Below are 16881 nucleotides of genomic sequence, written 5' to 3'. Positions count from 1 at the left end.
ATGCTTGTGTGGTTTTTTTTTAACATAATATGGGATGCTATTTTAACTTTTTGGTTTTTTTTAATGTGTTTAAAATTAATGGATTGTATTTTAATTTAAAAAAAATCTAATTATTTTTTTTCAATGAGTAATCCTTTTACGTGTTAAATTTGGATATGATTGACTTTTGAAATATCTTGAAAGGAATCAAAATCATGATTTGACAGAAGTTGAATAAGTACGTTTTTTTGATGTTTTGGAGTTCTAATTTGTTGTAATTTTGCAATAAATATTTTAGAATGAACGAGCCGATAATGCTTTTTAAGAAACCATCTTATCCTATAAATAATTCTCTTTTGGATTATTTGGAACGATTTGACAGAATCTCCAAAGTGCCAATTTTTTATGATGATTTGTTGCGTTTTTCTGGTTCCATAAATGTGTATGATAAAAACGACCAAGATACTTTATGGATTCGGGTGTATTATAATGAATTTGAAAGAAAAGAAATTGATTTGACTTTGATGAAAATCTATTCTCTGTTGCATTCTGATGGTAATCTTGGAATTATTAAATTTCTGAATGTAGATTCGATCGATTATTGCACTTTTGGAAATTCGAAACCATTCCGAATAAAAGTCAGAAACATCTTGAATGATAATTACACGCATTTTTATATTAAAAAAGCAGATGCCTCTCGTGTTTACGGACTGGAACTGGAACATATTCTGTCACCGGATAAAATAAATTTTTTAGTATACAATGATACTTTAATCGAAGAGCACATTATGGGAATTGCTGGAGATGTATTCATAAAAACACTTCTCGCTGATTGTACTGAAACCGAAAAATCACAAATCGCAAAAGAATTTGTCAAGTTCAATGAACGTTGTATGATCCGTTTGTTGGGAGATATGCGTTCGTATAATTATGTAATTATTCCTATTCACGATTTTGATCAGGTGGTTTATAAAATCCGTGCTATTGATTTTGATCAACAATGCTTTGAAGGGAATTTTAAAGTATATCGTCCTCAGTTTTTTAAAGAAAATTATCCAATGGTACACTTGGTTAAAGAAAAACTTCAACACAGTTCGATTGAACAGTATAAAGATGAAGAGCGAGCAGTTCTTGCCAAAAGAATACATTCTGCCGAAAATCGTATCAAAAGATTATTGCAAATCATGGGTTCTGACACAATATCGACCGAGGAACATTTGAATCAATTGAAATTAGAACTGTATAGTTATACCAATGATTTAAATTTTAAAAAGGCAAAATCCATGGGGAATGTAATGAGTGCGGCTTTTGAATTTATTACCCGAAACTTTAAAAATACAAATTTATTCAATACTGGATTTTAGCCTTTTATAAATTTATTTTCATTTCAATGAGTTCGAAAAACTATATTTCTGTCTTATTTTCTTTTGTTTTTTTATCTTGTCAGCAAGATTCGAATTCATTAGAAACGCTATATTCTTTACCTAATAAGTTAAAAGAAGTTTCTGGAATTACCTATTCATCAGAAACTAATTTACTGTGGACACTGGAAGACAGCGGTAATGCAAATGTGATTTATGGTTTGAATTTTCAAAATGGTGAAATTGAAAAAACGGTAACCATCAAAAATTCAGAAAATATCGATTGGGAAGATATTACTAAGGATAAGAATGGAAATCTGTATATTGGAGATTTTGGGAATAATGACAATGAAAGAAAGGATTTGTGTATTTATAAAATTGACAAGAATTCATTGAACAGTGAAAGTGCTGTTCCAGGTTATAAAGTCTCATTTGCTTATCCGGAGCAAAAAAAATTCCCGCCAAAAAAATCAGCAATTTTGTATGATGTTGAAGGCTTTTTTGAGTTTAAAAATAATTTCTATCTCTTTACCAAAAATCGAAGCAAAGGATTTGATGGCACTGCTTTTTTATATAAAATTCCGAATACACCTGGATTTCATCAAGCGGTTTTAATGGGGAAATTTATAACATGCGACGACTATGACCATTGTGCAATTACCAGTGCGACGATAAGTCCGAATGAATCTACAGTCGCCCTTTTAATGCATGATAAAATTTTAATATTCGAAAATTTTAAAGACGAAAATTTTTTGAATGGAACAAAAACGATGCTCAAATTAAACCATTTTTCTCAAAAAGAAGCGGTTTGCTTTAACGATAATGATCATTTATTCATTGCCGATGAAAGAACCAAAAGTATTGGTGGAAATGTTTATAAGACCAGTATCAAAAAGCTAAAATCCAAATCCTAAATCAAAAGTAATTCTGGCTTTCTCATTTGCACTTTTAAAATAGGAATTTCAACTTTTTGAAATAGATCAGGTATAAGCATTTTAGGAGTTTTTCATTATTATGAATCAAATTTAAATCATCAATTCCCGTTCCGAATTCTGAGAAAGGTTCTATTTCTCTCATTATGCTTTAGCATATGAGCGATAATCTACATTGGTTACAGCAATTTTATCTAAAGTTTCAATGAGTTTATCAAACGAAAGTAAGGTCTTAAATGGACTTTCTTTGAACAAAAGAAAATCCATTTGATAGTTTATTTAGAATACTAAATTTCAATTTCCCTTAAAGTTATTCACAACAATTATGAAATAGAAATACTATTGTACTTTAATAATTTTTTTTGGTTATTTTTTTGTCTCAATATCATAATAGACTTTATTAATAGAAGGATTAGCATCTTTTCAAGGTATTAGTAGGTTAGTAGTATGTTGTAATTTAATTTTTTTAAATTTTATTTAACAAAAAGCTAATAATTTACAGCTTTGAAATCAAAAAAAAATGTCTTAAACAGTATGAAGCCTTTTTTTACAAAACCCAATCAATGTTTCGTTTATTTCTTTTAGTTCTGGTGTGAGAAATGTTTTTTGACCATTTACATCGTTGGTTAATTCCAGATTACAAACGGTGCATTTATATTCCTTGAAATGATTTGTTATATTTCTAGTTGTGATAATTCTGTGTCCAAATAGTGAACACAAGATTTTTTTATTAAGAAATTTCTCTTTGATCTCGATTGGCTTCATAACTAGGATATTAGATTAGGGAAGTTAAACTTAACTATTAATCGTTTAAGTGCAAAATAAAACCGATTAAATACTGATTATTTTAATTTAAATATAAAAATACTTACAGAACAAATAGTACCACTTCTTATTTTGTATTTTATAGTCACAAAAAAATCCCCAATAATATAAGTCATTGAGGATTGGGTATTTATAATTATATGAACAGTGACGGTGAGTAACTAAAAACTAACTCTTCTCTTCTTTATTGAAATAAACTAAGTAATAATACATTTGTTTTTCTTCATCCCAACCTTTTTCTACAAATTTCTCTGCACTTTCAGGATTGATGAAATCCATTTTTATTTGGATATGCGTATCTAAATTGATTACATTTTTTATCGATTTTCTAGCATCAGAAACTGCAGCATTTGCAATAGGGAAAGAAGTTACATCTTCTATGCTATATTTTTCTCCTTTGTCTATTTTGTAATTCTTAAATTCTGGAATCAAATCTGGATTGTCTAAAACTTCATTTAAGAAATTAGTTTCTTCAAACTGATCATTTTTGGCAAAGTAGTTTACGGAACGATTCATGAACATCACTTCTTCTTTTTTGTCTTCAGCAGGAAAAACAACATCTTTGGCGAAGTTTTGACAGAATTTTAAATACTTTTTAGTAATGAAATTTTCATCTTCAAAAGCATCCACTGAAAGAAAATGTTCCAGCCAATATCTTGCATCATAACGGTTGCTGTCCACTGTTAGGATTTTATAACCTTCTTCTTTTTTATAATTAAAGATTAAACACCCTTTATCTAATTTGTTTAGACTTACACCTTGTTGTAAAATCATTTCTAAGTGCGTTTCTTTTTCCTCAAATTGTAAAAAGTCAGCTTGTATCTCACTTTTGAAAATTCCTATGGCATCTACCACATTATTGTCAATACTGACATTTGTTAAATAAGTAACATATACCTCTCCATTCTTGATGTGCGGATGATTGGATTGCTCAAATAAATGCTTCGTAATTTTTTTTGAAGCTTCGTGTATTGAACTTGGATTTTCAAAAATTTCCGTTGCAAATTTAAACATATCATTATAATCCAAATCGATTTCATGTGCAAATTGAAAATAGTTTTCTTCTTTTTCTCTAAAAGGTTTAAAGAAAAATTCTTTCATCAAGGGTACAATTTCATCATTTAAATTAAAGGGGTGCTCTGATAAAAAAAGGGCTTCGTTTCTACTTTTATTACCAACTCTATGAATTGATAAGTTCTCGATATGGGTGTTATATAAGTTGATCATGTTTTGTGTTTTATATTTAGATGAGAGGGCCAAGATAAATGACAATTTTTAAGTCTTTCATCTTGGCTCTTGATGCTTTATCGCTTAGTTATTTAATTCCAATTCTCCTCAAACCCATAGTCTTCAAAACTATCATCTCCTTCAAACATGTCTAAATCATCTTCGTCCAGTCCATCTTCAAATTCATCATTATAGTCATCGGCATTATCTGATTCAAAGTTTTTTTCCATAGCTTCATCAGGCATTTCACCGTGAGAAAAAATCGTTTCTGGATATAAATTTCCAACAACCTGGTCCTCTACTGCGGCTAATTCTACAAGGAAAGTCCACATGTTGATGAAATCATATACATAGATAATTTTGGTATTTTGCTTATCTAAAATATCTGATAATTGATAATCGCTCATTACTTTTTGTTCTCCTGGAATATCTCCAGTATCAAAAAGCGAAATTTCGTCTTCCTGATTCCAGGTTTCATCACAAGTATAAAAGGAGGCCACTTCCATTCCGTCAAAACCAAAGGAATTAAAGATAGCATTGTGTAAATCTTCTAAAGTATCGTCTTCAAGTATTGCAATGTCTCTAAAAACATCATCTTCCGCGTCTAGAATTACTCTAAATTTATAAACCATAATCTTTGTTTTTGTTGAATGGTCAAAGGTAAAATTTAATTTTAGATTTTAGATTTCAGATTTCAGATTTGTTGATAAGATTTTTGCGTATAAATGGATAAAGAGCGTAAGTGATCGTCATTTATAATGAAATGCAATCAATAGATAAATTAAAAAATATTAATTTTAATTTCTAAAATATCAGTTTGAATTAGGGTTTGCGAAGATAATAATTTATGATATGCTTTTTTTGAATTTACTAGCTAATCTTTTTCTAATGATGTGATACTTTTTATGACTTGGATAAGATCTGTTTGAGGTCATGTTATTGAAAATTAAAGCCACAATTAATAGAATAAGTACGCCACTCAAAACAGGATATAATACATACCAGTAGCCCAGAATTTTAATTTTTGGGGAGCCTATTACGGCAATTAAAGCAGTCGCTCCTCCGGGAGGATGCAGTGTTTTTGTCACTTGCATCAGTACAATTGAAAACGATACTGCAAGAGGCGCAGTTAACCATAAAATATCAGGTACAAATTTAGTGACCGTAACCCCTACTATTGCTGAAACGAGATGTCCACCAACCAGATTTCTGGGTTGAGCCAATGGACTTTGAATGATTCCATATACCAAAACACTCGAAGCGCCAAAAGAGCCTATCAGGTAAATGACATCAGAATGCAAAAATGAGGTTGATTGAATGTAAGCTATAAATCCAATACCAATAAACGACCCTAAAAAAGCCCAAAAATGTTCTTTAAAATCAATTAAAGTTTCTTTGTATAGAATGTATTTGGTTTTGCGATAATTCCTTTTTATTTGTTCAATTGGCATAAATTATTATTTTGATAAACTGGTAGAATAGGAGTAAACCGTAAATGGATAAATCATTTTTGCTGTGTATTTTGAAATCAGACAAACAACCAAAATAGGAAGAAATAAAGTATAATCATTCGTTAATCCACAAACTAAGAAAATCGCAGTAAAAGGGGCGTGGATGCTGGCGCTTAAGACCGCAGCCATTCCAATAACCATAAAGTTTACAGGAATTACATTAGCATTCAGATACCTGTTTAAAAGCAAAGCAACGAGTAATCCTAAAAAGGCACCTATGAAAAGGCTTGGTGCAAAAACACCTCCATCACCACCTGAAGCAAGAGTTGCTGAAGTTACGATTGGTTTTAAAAAAATGATTCCAATAAATGTAAGTACCAATGAAAATGAAAATGTCACCTCATTTGAATTAACAAAAATCGTTTTGATAGCATGATATCCTTCTCCATAAAGTTGTGGAAAAAAGAATAAGGAAATACTCAGGATTAGCGAGCCTATTAAAATCTTATAATAATGAATTTTTATTTTTGAAAATTGGGATTTAAAAAGCAAAACGCATCGGGTGAGATAAACGGAATTGATACCCGCTAAAATCCCTAAAAGTATAAAATATGGAATTGCTCTTAAATGCCAGGTTGTAATAGTTACGGCAAATAAAGGTTTTTCATCCAATAAAAAAACAAGTCCAAAAGCTATTGCTACTGCTATCAAATTACTGATTAAAAACGCTCGGGTTACCTTTCTGGAAATGACTTCAATCGCAAAAAGAATTCCGGCAATAGGACTACTGAACAATGCGGTAACTCCTGCCGCAACACCCGCGCAAATCAATTCGGTTTTGTATTGTCTGAATACGTTTTGTTTTCTTTGGGCTACAGAACCAATCGTGGCCGAAGCAACAACGGTCGAAACTTCAATCCCTGTAGATCCTCCAAAAACTACGGTCAATATTCCGTTGATGAAATGAGAGGGGATTTTATAATTGGGTAAGTTTTTGGATTTAGAATTCGTGCTTTCAAAAATTTCTTTAATTCCTTTGTTTTCTTTTTTTCTAAAAAGATATTCTCGAAGGAAATAAATAATGGATAGACCAAAAACAGGAAAAACAATGATGAATATTGGGTTTATAGTAGTTTGATAAAAAAAAATTTCCTCGTAATATTCAGTTATTTTTTTTAATGAAATTGCTAAAAATGCCGAAAGAAAACCAATTAGAACAGAAACAATAACTAATTTTTGAAATTTAATTAATTGGTAATTTTTTTTAATTCGAGCCGTATTGTTCATCTGAAAATTGTTTTACAACCCTTGATTCCAGATAAAATAAAAAATGATTTATTTGAAAAAATAAAGTTTTTGAAAGTACTACAAATTTAAAGAAAGAATCTTAAAATGAGGTTCCAAAATCAATATAATTGCTATTTTTTATGATTTCTTTATGAATTGTACTTTTTTGCTAGGCTAAAAGGGGCTTATTTTTCATAAAATTCAATAGGAAGATTATCTGGATCAGCAATAAAAGTAAAACGTTTGTTTGTCGTTGGGTCTAATCGTATCGCTTCAAAAGCAATGTTTTTTGAAGATAAAAAAACAATGGTTTGATCTATGTCAGTTACTTCAAATGCTAAATGGCGTAATCCAGTGGCTTCCGGTCCTGAAGGACGCTGCGGTGGATTTACAAACGAAAAAAGTTCAATGATGTAAACACCATTTAGGGCCAAATCAAGTTTGTAGGATTCTCTTTCCTCACGGTAAATTTCCCGAATAATTGTTAAGCCCAATATATCAGTATAGAACGTTTTAGATTTTTGATAATCAGAGCAAATAATGGCAATGTGGTGAACTTTATTGATGGAGATCATAATTATTTAGTTTTATTTTAAATAAGTCATTTCAGGAAGATTCGCATTTGGATCTTGCGCTAAAGCGTCTGAATGAAGTTTGTGGATTACCGCTTTTGTTTTGTCGAGGTTATCAATCCTAAAGAGGAATTGCACTTCATTTTCATCATCGGCATTTTGCCAAAGCTGTTCTAAATACATTCCTTGGGATGCATGAAACGCTTTGTCTTTTTCTAAAACAGCTTTGATGGTTTCCAGAGGTACATATTTGAGTTTTGCTAGAACATGTGGCATAGGTTTAATTTATTCGTTAAGTTTCCGAATCACTTTTGCTGGATTTCCAACTGCCAATGAATTATCAGGAATGTCTTTTGTGACAACAGAACCGGCGCCTATCACACAACCGTTTCCTATAGTTATTCCTGGGCAAATAACAGAATTTCCACCAATCCAACAATCATTTCCAATAGTTATTGGTAAAGCATTTTCATGGGTTTTTCTCAGTTCAGCCTCAAGCGGATGTGATGCGGTATAGAGTTGAACGCCTGGAGCAAATAACACATTAGACCCAATGGTCACTTTGGCACAATCTAAAACAACACAATTTACATTGAAGTAGACATTTTCTCCACAACTGATATTGTAACCGTAATCGCAAAAAAATGGAGGTTCAATATAAAGATTTGCTCCTGCATTTGGAAGGAGCTCTTTTAGTATTTCTCGCGCTTTTTTTGTTACTCGATACTCGGTAACATTTAATCTATGAAGAAGATTTTTTGATTTTCGCCTGTCTTTTACTAAAACGGAATCACCAGCCAAATAATGTTCTCCAGCTATCATTTTTTCTTTTTCTGTTTTCATAAAGGGATTCTAGTTTAGGGTAAATATAAAAGAAATTGCTCTGGATTACAACTCATCCTATAATTTCAACAGTTCAGTTACTTATTGTTTTTTAAGATTAATCCCCGAAATATATTTGCTTCATCAAAACATCATGTCATGAAAATTATTTATACGCTGACTATTTTACTTTTTTCTGTAACGCTATTTTCACAAACAACTGTTTCCGGGAAAGTAGTCGATGAAAAAGGAAATTCAATAGTGGGAGCCAATGTTTTTATCGAAGGAACGTATGACGGTACTTCCAGTACTGAAACGGGTGATTTTACTTTTACCACTACTACAACAGGGAATCAAACTTTGGTAGTGAGTTTTTTAGTATATGAAACTACAAAAATGGTGATTGATGTTTCAAACTTTAAAAATAAAACCATTAAATTAAGAGACAATGTCAATGGACTGGATGCCGTAATTATAACCGCAGGAAATTTAGAAGCAGGTGACAAAGCGCGAGTTTCGGTTTTGAAACCACTGGATATTGTTACTACTGCGGGTTCGGCAGGGAATATTATTGCGGCTTTACAAACGTTGCCAGGAACCCAAAATGTGGGTGAGGACGGACGATTATTTGTTCGTGGCGGTGAGGCCAATGAAACACTAACCTTTGTAGATGGAATGCGCGTGGCACAACCGTACGGCGCTTCTGCACAGAATTTACCAACAAGAGGTCGATTTTCACCCTTTCTTTTTAGTGGGATATCTTTTTCAACAGGCGGTTATTCTGCCGAATATGGGGAAGCTTTATCAAGTGTTTTGTTATTGAATACGCAGGATGAACCCGACCAAAACAAAATCGAAATTTCGTTAATGACCGTTGGTTTGGGGGTTGGAAATACTCATAAATGGAAAAAGAGTTCCTTGAGTGTGAATACCGTTTATATCAATTTGGCGCCATATCAAGTAGCAATCAAACAAAATGTAGATTGGAATAGCCCGTATCAATCTTTGTCCGGAGAAACGGTATATCGCTTTAATTTCAATAATGGAATTTTAAAATTATATGCTGCTTTTGATTCTTCAAAATTCGATATCAATCAGGAGAATATCAATTCGGCACAGAAGATCAGAGTCGATTTAAACAATACTAATTTTTATTTTAATTCGTCCTACAAAGGCGGTTTTGGAAACAATTGGCAAATTACTTCTGGTTTGAGTTATGGTTACAGTAAAAATAAAATAAAATTGGATTCAGATGCTGTCGCAAATGATGAAAACGCAGCCCATTTGAAATTAAAATTAACACAGCGTTTTTCTGAAAGAGTGAAATTGTCTTTTGGTTCGGATTATTTTGTTACCAAATTCAATGAGGATTTCAAGGAGAATTTAGGAACTGCAAATACAAATGGGTACAATTCAAGCATCGGAGCCGTTTACACCGAAGTTGATGTTTTTTTCTCCAAAAAGTTTGCTGTAAAAGCAGGATTGAGAGCTTCGTACAATGATTTATTAAATGAAACTGCTTTTTCTCCCAGAGTTTCGTTGGCTTACAAAATGGCTAAAAATAGTCAGCTTTCAGTAGCTTTTGGAGACTTTTTACAAACACCAAATGTTGATTATATCAAATATTCTAAGTTCCATCAGTTTGAAAGTGAGAAAGCGTCGCATTATATTTTGAATTATCTGTACAATAAAAACGGAAAAACCTTCAGAGCGGAAGCCTATTACAAAGATTACAGTGATTTGGTGAAATACGACACGCCATCGATACAATACAATTCGGTTTTTAATAACAATGGTTCCGGTTATGCCAAAGGATTGGATTTGTTTTGGAGAGACGGGAAATCAATTAAAAACTTAGAATATTGGGTTTCGTACTCCTACATCGATACAGAGAGAGATTATAAAAACTACCGTGCGCAAGTCACACCTAATTTTGTTGCCGATCATAGTTTATCGATTGTTACTAAATATTGGATAAACGATTGGAAATCACAAATTGGCTTCACAAATTCATACAGTTCAGGGCGTCCATATAACAATCCAAATGAAACGAAATTCATGAACGGAAAAACAAAATCGTATAACAGTTAGAGTTTCAACTGGGCGTATTTATTGACTTCGCAAAAGATTTTGTATTTCTCCGTTTCTAATATTTTAGGAAGCCAAAATGTGTATGGTTATGATTATGCAAAAAATCCAAATACAGCCGGAGTTTATAACAGGGCAGCAATTACGCCAACTGCGGATCGGTTTTTCTTTCTGGGATTCTTTTGGACGATTAGCAATGATAAAAAAGAGAATCAGTTGAAGAATTTGTAGAGTGATTGCATAGCTCTACAATTCATCCATCAAAATCAACAGTTCAGTAAGTATAAATTTTAAAAAAGGTACTACCAATGTAAATTTGGGAAACAATTCATCAACCACTAAAAATTAAATATCATGACAAAAGTTATCACCGCAATCGCATTATTTGTGTGCAGTTTATTATCCGCTCAAGGACAATTTGAGCAAGGCATGGGAAAAGCATTCGGACTTTGGAAGGAAGGAAAAAACATCGAAGCTTCGGATTTATTCGAAAGAATTGCAGGAGCAGAAAAAACGAGTTGGCTGCCTAATTATTATGTTGCATTGGTAAATACAACCACTGCTTTTGGGACGCAGGATAAAGATAAAATGAATTTGTTGCTAACCAAAGCGCAAAATGCATTGGATACAGAAATGAGCAAAAATCCAAATAATGCAGAATTATTGGTGATGCAAGCCATGATTAATACCGCTTGGATTGTTTTTGATCCCATGACAAATGGAATGTTATTATCTGGAAAAACAATGCAATTGTATTCTAAAGCGGAAGCGATTGCACCAGAAAATCCGAGAGTGGTTTTTGGTAAAGCAGAGTTTCAAATAGGAGGTGCAAAATGGACAGGGATTGATACGAAACCTTTGTGTGGACAAATTGAAAAAGCAATCGGACTTTTTGCTACTTTTAAACCAGAAACTCCTTTCTCTCCTAAATGGGGATTAGACAGGGCGACTGAAGCGTTGAAAAACTGTAAATAAAATTTACTAGAAAAGCATAACATGAAAATGGAAAATCAAAGGATACAGACCTATACCGAATTTAAAAAAGGAACAATTGTTTCTCTTAAAATTGCGTTGATTTTTACATTTGTATTTTCTTTAATTCAAGGCCGTTTCGATTTTGAAACAGTGCTGACCACTTTTTGGGTAAGTTCATTATATTCTTTTGGGATTGGTTTTGGTAATGGTGTCATCAACTCGCTTCTGAATAAGAAATGGGATTGGTTGGAGCACACTAATTTGAGAGTGTATTTTGGAATAATTGCTACAGTGTTGTATACGGTTCCCGTTGTTTTAGGAATTGATTATCTGACTTTCGTGGTTTTTCAAAAAATGGATCCTGCTGAGTTTTTTAATGATAGAATGATTTGGGTCCACTTATTTTATATCATACTTTCTTTAGGTGTTTCGACCTTCATGCATGCGCGAAGTTTCATGGCTAATTGGAAGCAAGCATCGAGAAAAGAAGTAACGGAACAAAAAATAATCGCAGGAACGGCTTCGGCAAAGTTTGAGAGTTTAAAAAGTCAAATTGACCCTCATTTTCTTTTTAATAGTTTGAATGTTTTAAGTTCTTTAATTGAAGAAAATCCGGATAATGCGCAACGATTTACGACTTCATTGTCAAAAATATATCGCTATGTATTAGAACAAAAAGATAAAGAGTTAGTTTCTGTTGAAGAGGAATTGACTTTCGCCAAAACCTATATGAACCTGCTCAAAATGCGTTTTGAAAATAGCTTGTTTTATGAGTTGCCAACAACAACTAGCAATCCTCAAGCAAAAGTGGTTCCACTTTCTTTACAGCTTTTATTGGAGAATACGGTGAAGCACAATGTGGTTAGTGAACAAAGGCCTTTACACATTCGCATTACGATTGAAGGAGATTACCTTGCTATTCAAAATGAGTATCAAAAGAAGGAAGTTTTGCAGGATCGCCAGGGTGTAGGATTACAAAATATCATCAATCGCTATGGAATTATCACAAACAGAAAAGTATTGATTGAACAAAATGAAAAAACCTTCACGGTTAAAATACCTATTTTAACTAAACAAATTTCGGTTATGGAAACTAATAGTAATTACAGTGAAAACAGTGCGTATTACCGAGCTAAAAAACGGGTTGAAGAACTTAAAGGCTTTTATGGAAACTTAATTTCATACTGTTGTGTCATTCCTTTTTTAATATTTATTAATCTTACTTATTCTCCACATTTTCAATGGTTTTGGTTTTCGGCTGCAGGCTGGGGATTTGGATTGCTTATGCATGCTTTGAAAGTTTTTGGATATAGCACTAATTGGGAAGAAAGAAAAATTCAGGAGATTTTGCAAAAAGAAGACAATAAACAAACTTGGAAATAGTAGTAGCATTCCGTTATAAATGGAATTTTTATGACTGAACCTGAAGTAATTTTAAATAGAAACATCATGGAAAATAATAATCAAAACGAGGAACGCTATTACAAAGCGAAAAAAAGAGTAGAGGAAATTAAAGGTTTTTATGGGAATTTAGTAGCCTATATTGTTGTTAACATTGGACTTTTAGTGATTAATTTACTCACTTCTCCCAAACATTTGTGGTTTTATTGGCCGATGTTAGGCTGGGGAATTGGGGTTGTTTTTCATGGCATGAAAGTTTTTAATTATATGCCATTTATAGGGAAAGACTGGGAAGAGAAAAAGATTAAAGAGTTTATGGATAAGGAAAAAGAGAACAAGGAGACTTGGAGATAATTTAATATTATAAAGATGGGAAGATTTAGAGATGGAAGGCTAAATGATTATAATAATGAAACATATAATTCTGACGAACGTTATAATTTAGCTTACAAAAGAGTAAAAAGAATTAAAGGTTTTTATATTCATTTGCTGGTTTATCTAGGCGTAAATACATTCATTATTGTTGCGAATAACAACGAAAGTATACCGGGCAATCATCTTTTTTGGAGCTGGGAAACTTTTTCAACAGCATTGTTTTGGGGAATTGGATTAACAGCTCATGGACTATCTGTTTTTGGAAGAAATATATTTTTTGGGTCTGAGTGGGAAGAGAAAAAAATTAAAGAATTAATGGAAAAAGAAAAAAGCGAGAAATGGAAGTGAAAATGAGTATTCAATCACTGTTTCCAGTTAGCCAAATAACCAATAAAAGATTCAGCATTAAATGACGACAATAATAATCGAAGACGAAAAACCTGCTGCCAGATTGCTTCAGCGAAAACTCGAAAAGCTACATATACAAGTAGGAGTGATGTTACATTCAGTAGAAGAATCTATTGATTGGTTTTCTAAAAATGAACATCCGGATTTGATTTTTTTGGACATTCAATTATCGGATGGATTGTCTTTTGAAATCTTTGAAAAAGTTGCTATCAAAAGCGCCATAATTTTCACGACTGCTTATGATGAATATGCGTTGCGTGCCTTCAAATTAAACAGTATTGATTATCTTTTGAAGCCTATTGATGAAGCCGATTTGGAAGTGGCAGTTTCTAAATTTAAAACTCGCTTGCCAAAACAAGAAACGGTACAATTGGATTTTGAGCAAATCAAAAAAATGCTGACCAATCCATTTGAAAAAAATCATAAAAAACGTTTTACAGTAAAAATTGGTCAACATTTGAAAGTGATCACTACCGATGAAATCGAATGTTTTTTTAGTGAAAATAAAGGAACATACCTTCATACTTTCGACAATAGGAATTATTTAATTGAAAATACTTTAGAAGTTTTGGAACTAGAATTAGATCCAAAAGATTTCTTTCGAATCAATCGAAAATTCATTATTCCGCTTAAAGCAATTAAAGAAATTGTACTTTATAGTAACTCTCGTTTGAAGTTGATTTTGCCTTCTTATAAGGAAGACGAGGTGATTGTAAGCAGAGAAAAAGTATCCGATTTTAAAACCTGGATTGGATAATTAAAGTAATAATAAAAACTGTTTCAAAAGCTTCAAAAAAATCTATAAAACGAAAATATTCAGCAAAGCTTTTGAAATAGTTTTAGTGTTTTTAGCTCTAGGAATTATTCAAATAAGGATCTGATTTCTTTTTCAGTTTTGCCTAATTTTTGTTGTAATTTTCCCCAAGTTTCATCCTCTTTTCCTTCTTCAAACAACACATCGTCATCTGTCAATTCCGCAAACTTTTGTTTAAGTTTTCCTTTTAATTCATTCCAGTTTCCTTTAATCTCTTTTGAATTTGGCATAACGTATAGTTTTAAATTTATATTGTTTCCTTTACAAATTTGGTGATTGAAAAGGGTAAAACTGTTATGTGATTCAGAGAATTTGTTGTTTAATTTTTGGTAAATTGTTCTGGAGTTTGAATTCTACTTGAAATAGTTTAACGGGTTATTGGGTTAAATAAAAAACAGAGATGACTGTGTTTAAATTACTGATGTTGAATAAAATGTGATTTAATAATAGATTATGTCTATAGTGAATTAAATCTTGAAAACGGCTTTTCGGATTCCAATTAATAAGAAAATAAACAAAGAGTAGGCGATAAAAAACGGAGCGATGTATTCAATTAAATTCATCGGTAACATAACGGCAATAATGAGCAATTGAAATCCTAATCCGTAAATTGAAAGTAACGTCATAAACCAGTTTGGAAATGTTTTTACCTTGTACGCCTCTTTGTCTAGTGTGTGAATTATTTTGTCAAAAGTGCCGTAGACAATAGTGTAAATTCGGAACAAGATATCAACTGATTTTTGGGTTTCCCCAGGCAAAGCTCTAGGTGATTTATATTCAAAAATTTTACTGGTGGAATCTCCTCCAACAGATTTATTTCTTAAAATTACATAGTAATAATTGTATAAAGTTCCTTGTAATTGGATGGCTATAAATGCTAAGATAGTAAACCAAATTGTAGTTTTTGAAACATAACAAATGGTCATAAAAAGCAAAAAGTTTAAGAGGATATCAAAAACACTGTCGAGGTATCTTCCGGTGTAAGAAGGGGTGTTTTTTATCCTTGCCAGTTCACCATCGGCAGCATCAATTCCCGATTTTAGAATGATAAAAAAACTAGCTAAAAAGTAATGATTTTGTAAAATACAGTAAATCGCAATACTTCCTGAAAGCCCAAAAAGAAGCGTAACATGAATGGGAGTAAATCGGGTATTCTTTAATTGATTGGCTAAAAATTTTCCGAATGGTCTTCCGTAATCGGATAAATCTAAAAATTTATCTTGAGCTGCAAGTTTAGACATTTAAGTTTGTTAACTAAGAAATGCGACAATATAGTCAGGTAAAAATAGTAAAAAAAAATTATTTTGATAATCGATGTAATGTAAAAGTCATTGCGGTCAATAAGAAAAACGCACTAACTTGATGTAAGAGTCCTAACCACATAGGAACACCATATAACAAGGTTAGAACACCTAATCCAAACTGTACAAAAACCAATAATAAAAGGAATTTAATTCCTTTGGTTTGGGGTGTGTCTAAAGTGAAATTAATGCTTTTGAAGTACAACAAAACAATCATACCCACTACAAAATAAGCCAATGTTCTATGTACAAATTGAACCCCACTTTTTCCTTCTGTGAAACTCAAAAACAGGTTTTTTTGTTCCAGAAAAACACTTTCATGGATGAATTGTCCATCACTCATTAAAGGCCAGTGATTGTGAATTAAACCGGCATTTAAACCGGCAACGAAACCACCATATATAATTTGCAATAATAAAAAAGCCATTGCTAAACGGGCAATGTTTCGTAATGATTTTTTAATTTTTTTCTTTTCAGGAAATAGTAAATCCAAAGCAACCCAAAGTGTATAGGCAAATGTGATAAACGCAAAAGTTAAATGCAGTGCAAGTCTAAAATGACTTACGTCAGGATTATTTACCAGACCACTTTTTACCATAAACCAACCCAAAAATCCTTGAAAAGCACCCATTCCCAGAAGAATGCCACATTTTTTTAAGGTTTCGGGGTTAATTTTTTTCTTAATTAAAAAGTAAACAAACGGAATGATAAATACAAAACCAAGAATTCGTCCGATGAAACGGTGAAACCATTCCCAGAAGTAAATAAACTTATAATCCGAAAGGGTAAAATCATTATGGATATTGATTTTCTGATATTCAGGAAATTGCTTGTATTTTTCAAAAGCTTCCTGCCATTTTGCTCCCGAAAGTGGGGGTAAAGTATCGGTAACTAAATGCCAGTCGGTCATGGAAAGTCCTGAATTAGTCAAACGTGTAATTCCGCCTACAACCACCATTATAAATATTAAAAGACAACCTGAAAGTAACCAAATAATAATTGACTTATTCTCCTTTTTCATTTTAGAAACTATTTTTTGCAAAGATATTTTAAAAACAATTAA

General features: G+C 32.0%; 19 protein-coding genes and 1 pseudogene. 8 read left to right on the top strand and 12 right to left on the bottom strand.

Features of this window, described 5'->3' with window-relative positions; genetic code table 11:
• Positions 1-278 precede the first annotated feature (278 nt).
• Together ACM55G_RS09060 and ACM55G_RS09055 are read left to right on the top strand one after the other, a co-directional pair.
• A complete protein-coding gene (locus tag ACM55G_RS09060) occupies positions 279-1343 on the top strand; it encodes a hypothetical protein (protein WP_416843588.1) in 1065 nt (354 codons plus the stop codon).
• 26 nt (positions 1344-1369) lie between these two features.
• Positions 1370-2254, top strand: coding sequence for a hypothetical protein (locus ACM55G_RS09055; RefSeq protein ID WP_416843587.1), 885 nt, complete (start codon positions 1370-1372; stop codon positions 2252-2254).
• Between the two features lie 162 nt (positions 2255-2416).
• On the opposite strand, the gene ACM55G_RS09050 is transcribed toward ACM55G_RS09055, so the two are convergent.
• The 9 genes from ACM55G_RS09050 to ACM55G_RS09010 all read right to left on the bottom strand — a co-directional run bounded on the left by ACM55G_RS09050 (position 2417) and on the right by ACM55G_RS09010 (position 8477).
• A complete protein-coding gene (locus ACM55G_RS09050) occupies positions 2417-2539 on the bottom strand; it encodes a hypothetical protein (protein WP_416843586.1) in 123 nt (40 codons plus the stop codon).
• Positions 2540-2797: 258 nt separating this feature from the next.
• Entirely contained in the window at positions 2798-3037 is a 240-nt protein-coding gene (locus tag ACM55G_RS09045; RefSeq protein WP_416843585.1) for a hypothetical protein, read from the bottom strand.
• Positions 3038-3265: 228 nt separating this feature from the next.
• Positions 3266-4324 (bottom strand): nucleoid-associated protein, encoded by a 1059-nt coding sequence (locus tag ACM55G_RS09040; RefSeq protein ID WP_416843584.1) that lies wholly within the window; start codon positions 4322-4324, stop codon positions 3266-3268.
• A gap of 92 nt (positions 4325-4416) precedes the next feature.
• On the bottom strand, positions 4417-4956 hold the full coding sequence (locus ACM55G_RS09035; protein ID WP_416843583.1) for an IS1096 element passenger TnpR family protein: 540 nt from the start codon (positions 4954-4956) through the stop codon (positions 4417-4419).
• 213 nt (positions 4957-5169) lie between these two features.
• Positions 5170-5775 carry an HPP family protein gene (locus ACM55G_RS09030; protein WP_416843581.1) on the bottom strand — a complete coding sequence of 202 codons (606 nt, stop codon included), beginning with the start codon at positions 5773-5775 and terminating at the stop codon, positions 5170-5172.
• A gap of 6 nt (positions 5776-5781) precedes the next feature.
• Positions 5782-7062, bottom strand: a complete 1281-nt coding sequence (locus tag ACM55G_RS09025; protein WP_416843580.1) for a chloride channel protein — start codon at positions 7060-7062, stop codon at positions 5782-5784.
• Positions 7063-7247: 185 nt separating this feature from the next.
• Positions 7248-7637: an SMU1112c/YaeR family gloxylase I-like metalloprotein gene (gloA2, locus tag ACM55G_RS09020; RefSeq protein ID WP_416843579.1), complete on the bottom strand. Its 390-nt coding sequence runs from the start codon at positions 7635-7637 to the stop codon at positions 7248-7250.
• A gap of 12 nt (positions 7638-7649) precedes the next feature.
• On the bottom strand, positions 7650-7910 hold the full coding sequence (locus ACM55G_RS09015; RefSeq protein ID WP_416843578.1) for a hypothetical protein: 261 nt from the start codon (positions 7908-7910) through the stop codon (positions 7650-7652).
• 9 nt (positions 7911-7919) lie between these two features.
• Positions 7920-8477: a sugar O-acetyltransferase gene (locus ACM55G_RS09010; RefSeq protein WP_416843577.1), complete on the bottom strand. Its 558-nt coding sequence runs from the start codon at positions 8475-8477 to the stop codon at positions 7920-7922.
• Positions 8478-8615: 138 nt separating this feature from the next.
• Between ACM55G_RS09010 and ACM55G_RS09005 the strand changes: the two are divergent.
• From ACM55G_RS09005 to ACM55G_RS08980, 6 genes and pseudogenes are all read left to right on the top strand, one after another.
• Positions 8616-10775: pseudogene (locus ACM55G_RS09005) on the top strand (TonB-dependent receptor).
• 123 nt (positions 10776-10898) lie between these two features.
• On the top strand, positions 10899-11519 hold the full coding sequence (locus ACM55G_RS09000; RefSeq protein ID WP_416843576.1) for a hypothetical protein: 621 nt from the start codon (positions 10899-10901) through the stop codon (positions 11517-11519).
• Between the two features lie 27 nt (positions 11520-11546).
• On the top strand, positions 11547-12902 hold the full coding sequence (locus ACM55G_RS08995) for a 2TM domain-containing protein (protein WP_416843717.1): 1356 nt from the start codon (positions 11547-11549) through the stop codon (positions 12900-12902).
• 30 nt (positions 12903-12932) lie between these two features.
• The gene (locus ACM55G_RS08990; RefSeq protein ID WP_416843575.1) at positions 12933-13274 is read left to right on the top strand and encodes a 2TM domain-containing protein; all 342 of its coding nucleotides are present in this window, start codon (positions 12933-12935) and stop codon (positions 13272-13274) included.
• Positions 13275-13289: 15 nt separating this feature from the next.
• Positions 13290-13643 carry a 2TM domain-containing protein gene (locus ACM55G_RS08985; protein WP_416843574.1) on the top strand — a complete coding sequence of 118 codons (354 nt, stop codon included), beginning with the start codon at positions 13290-13292 and terminating at the stop codon, positions 13641-13643.
• Between the two features lie 61 nt (positions 13644-13704).
• A complete protein-coding gene (locus ACM55G_RS08980; protein ID WP_416843573.1) occupies positions 13705-14460 on the top strand; it encodes a LytR/AlgR family response regulator transcription factor in 756 nt (251 codons plus the stop codon).
• A 104-nt stretch (positions 14461-14564) separates the two neighbouring features.
• Here ACM55G_RS08980 and ACM55G_RS08975 read toward each other — a convergent pair whose 3' ends face one another.
• From ACM55G_RS08975 to ACM55G_RS08965, 3 genes are all read right to left on the bottom strand, one after another.
• Positions 14565-14747 (bottom strand): CsbD family protein, encoded by a 183-nt coding sequence (locus ACM55G_RS08975; protein ID WP_416835302.1) that lies wholly within the window; start codon positions 14745-14747, stop codon positions 14565-14567.
• A gap of 237 nt (positions 14748-14984) precedes the next feature.
• Entirely contained in the window at positions 14985-15758 is a 774-nt protein-coding gene (locus ACM55G_RS08970) for a CDP-alcohol phosphatidyltransferase family protein (RefSeq protein ID WP_416843572.1), read from the bottom strand.
• Between the two features lie 58 nt (positions 15759-15816).
• Positions 15817-16839 carry a COX15/CtaA family protein gene (locus tag ACM55G_RS08965; RefSeq protein ID WP_416843571.1) on the bottom strand — a complete coding sequence of 341 codons (1023 nt, stop codon included), beginning with the start codon at positions 16837-16839 and terminating at the stop codon, positions 15817-15819.
• Positions 16840-16881: the final 42 nt, after the last annotated feature.

Source organism: Flavobacterium algoriphilum, from assembly GCF_048158655.1.
GTDB classification, from domain to species: domain Bacteria; phylum Bacteroidota; class Bacteroidia; order Flavobacteriales; family Flavobacteriaceae; genus Flavobacterium; species Flavobacterium algoriphilum.
The sequence above is the reverse complement of the archived record's forward strand: the minus strand, read 5'-3'. Positions and strand labels throughout refer to the sequence as shown.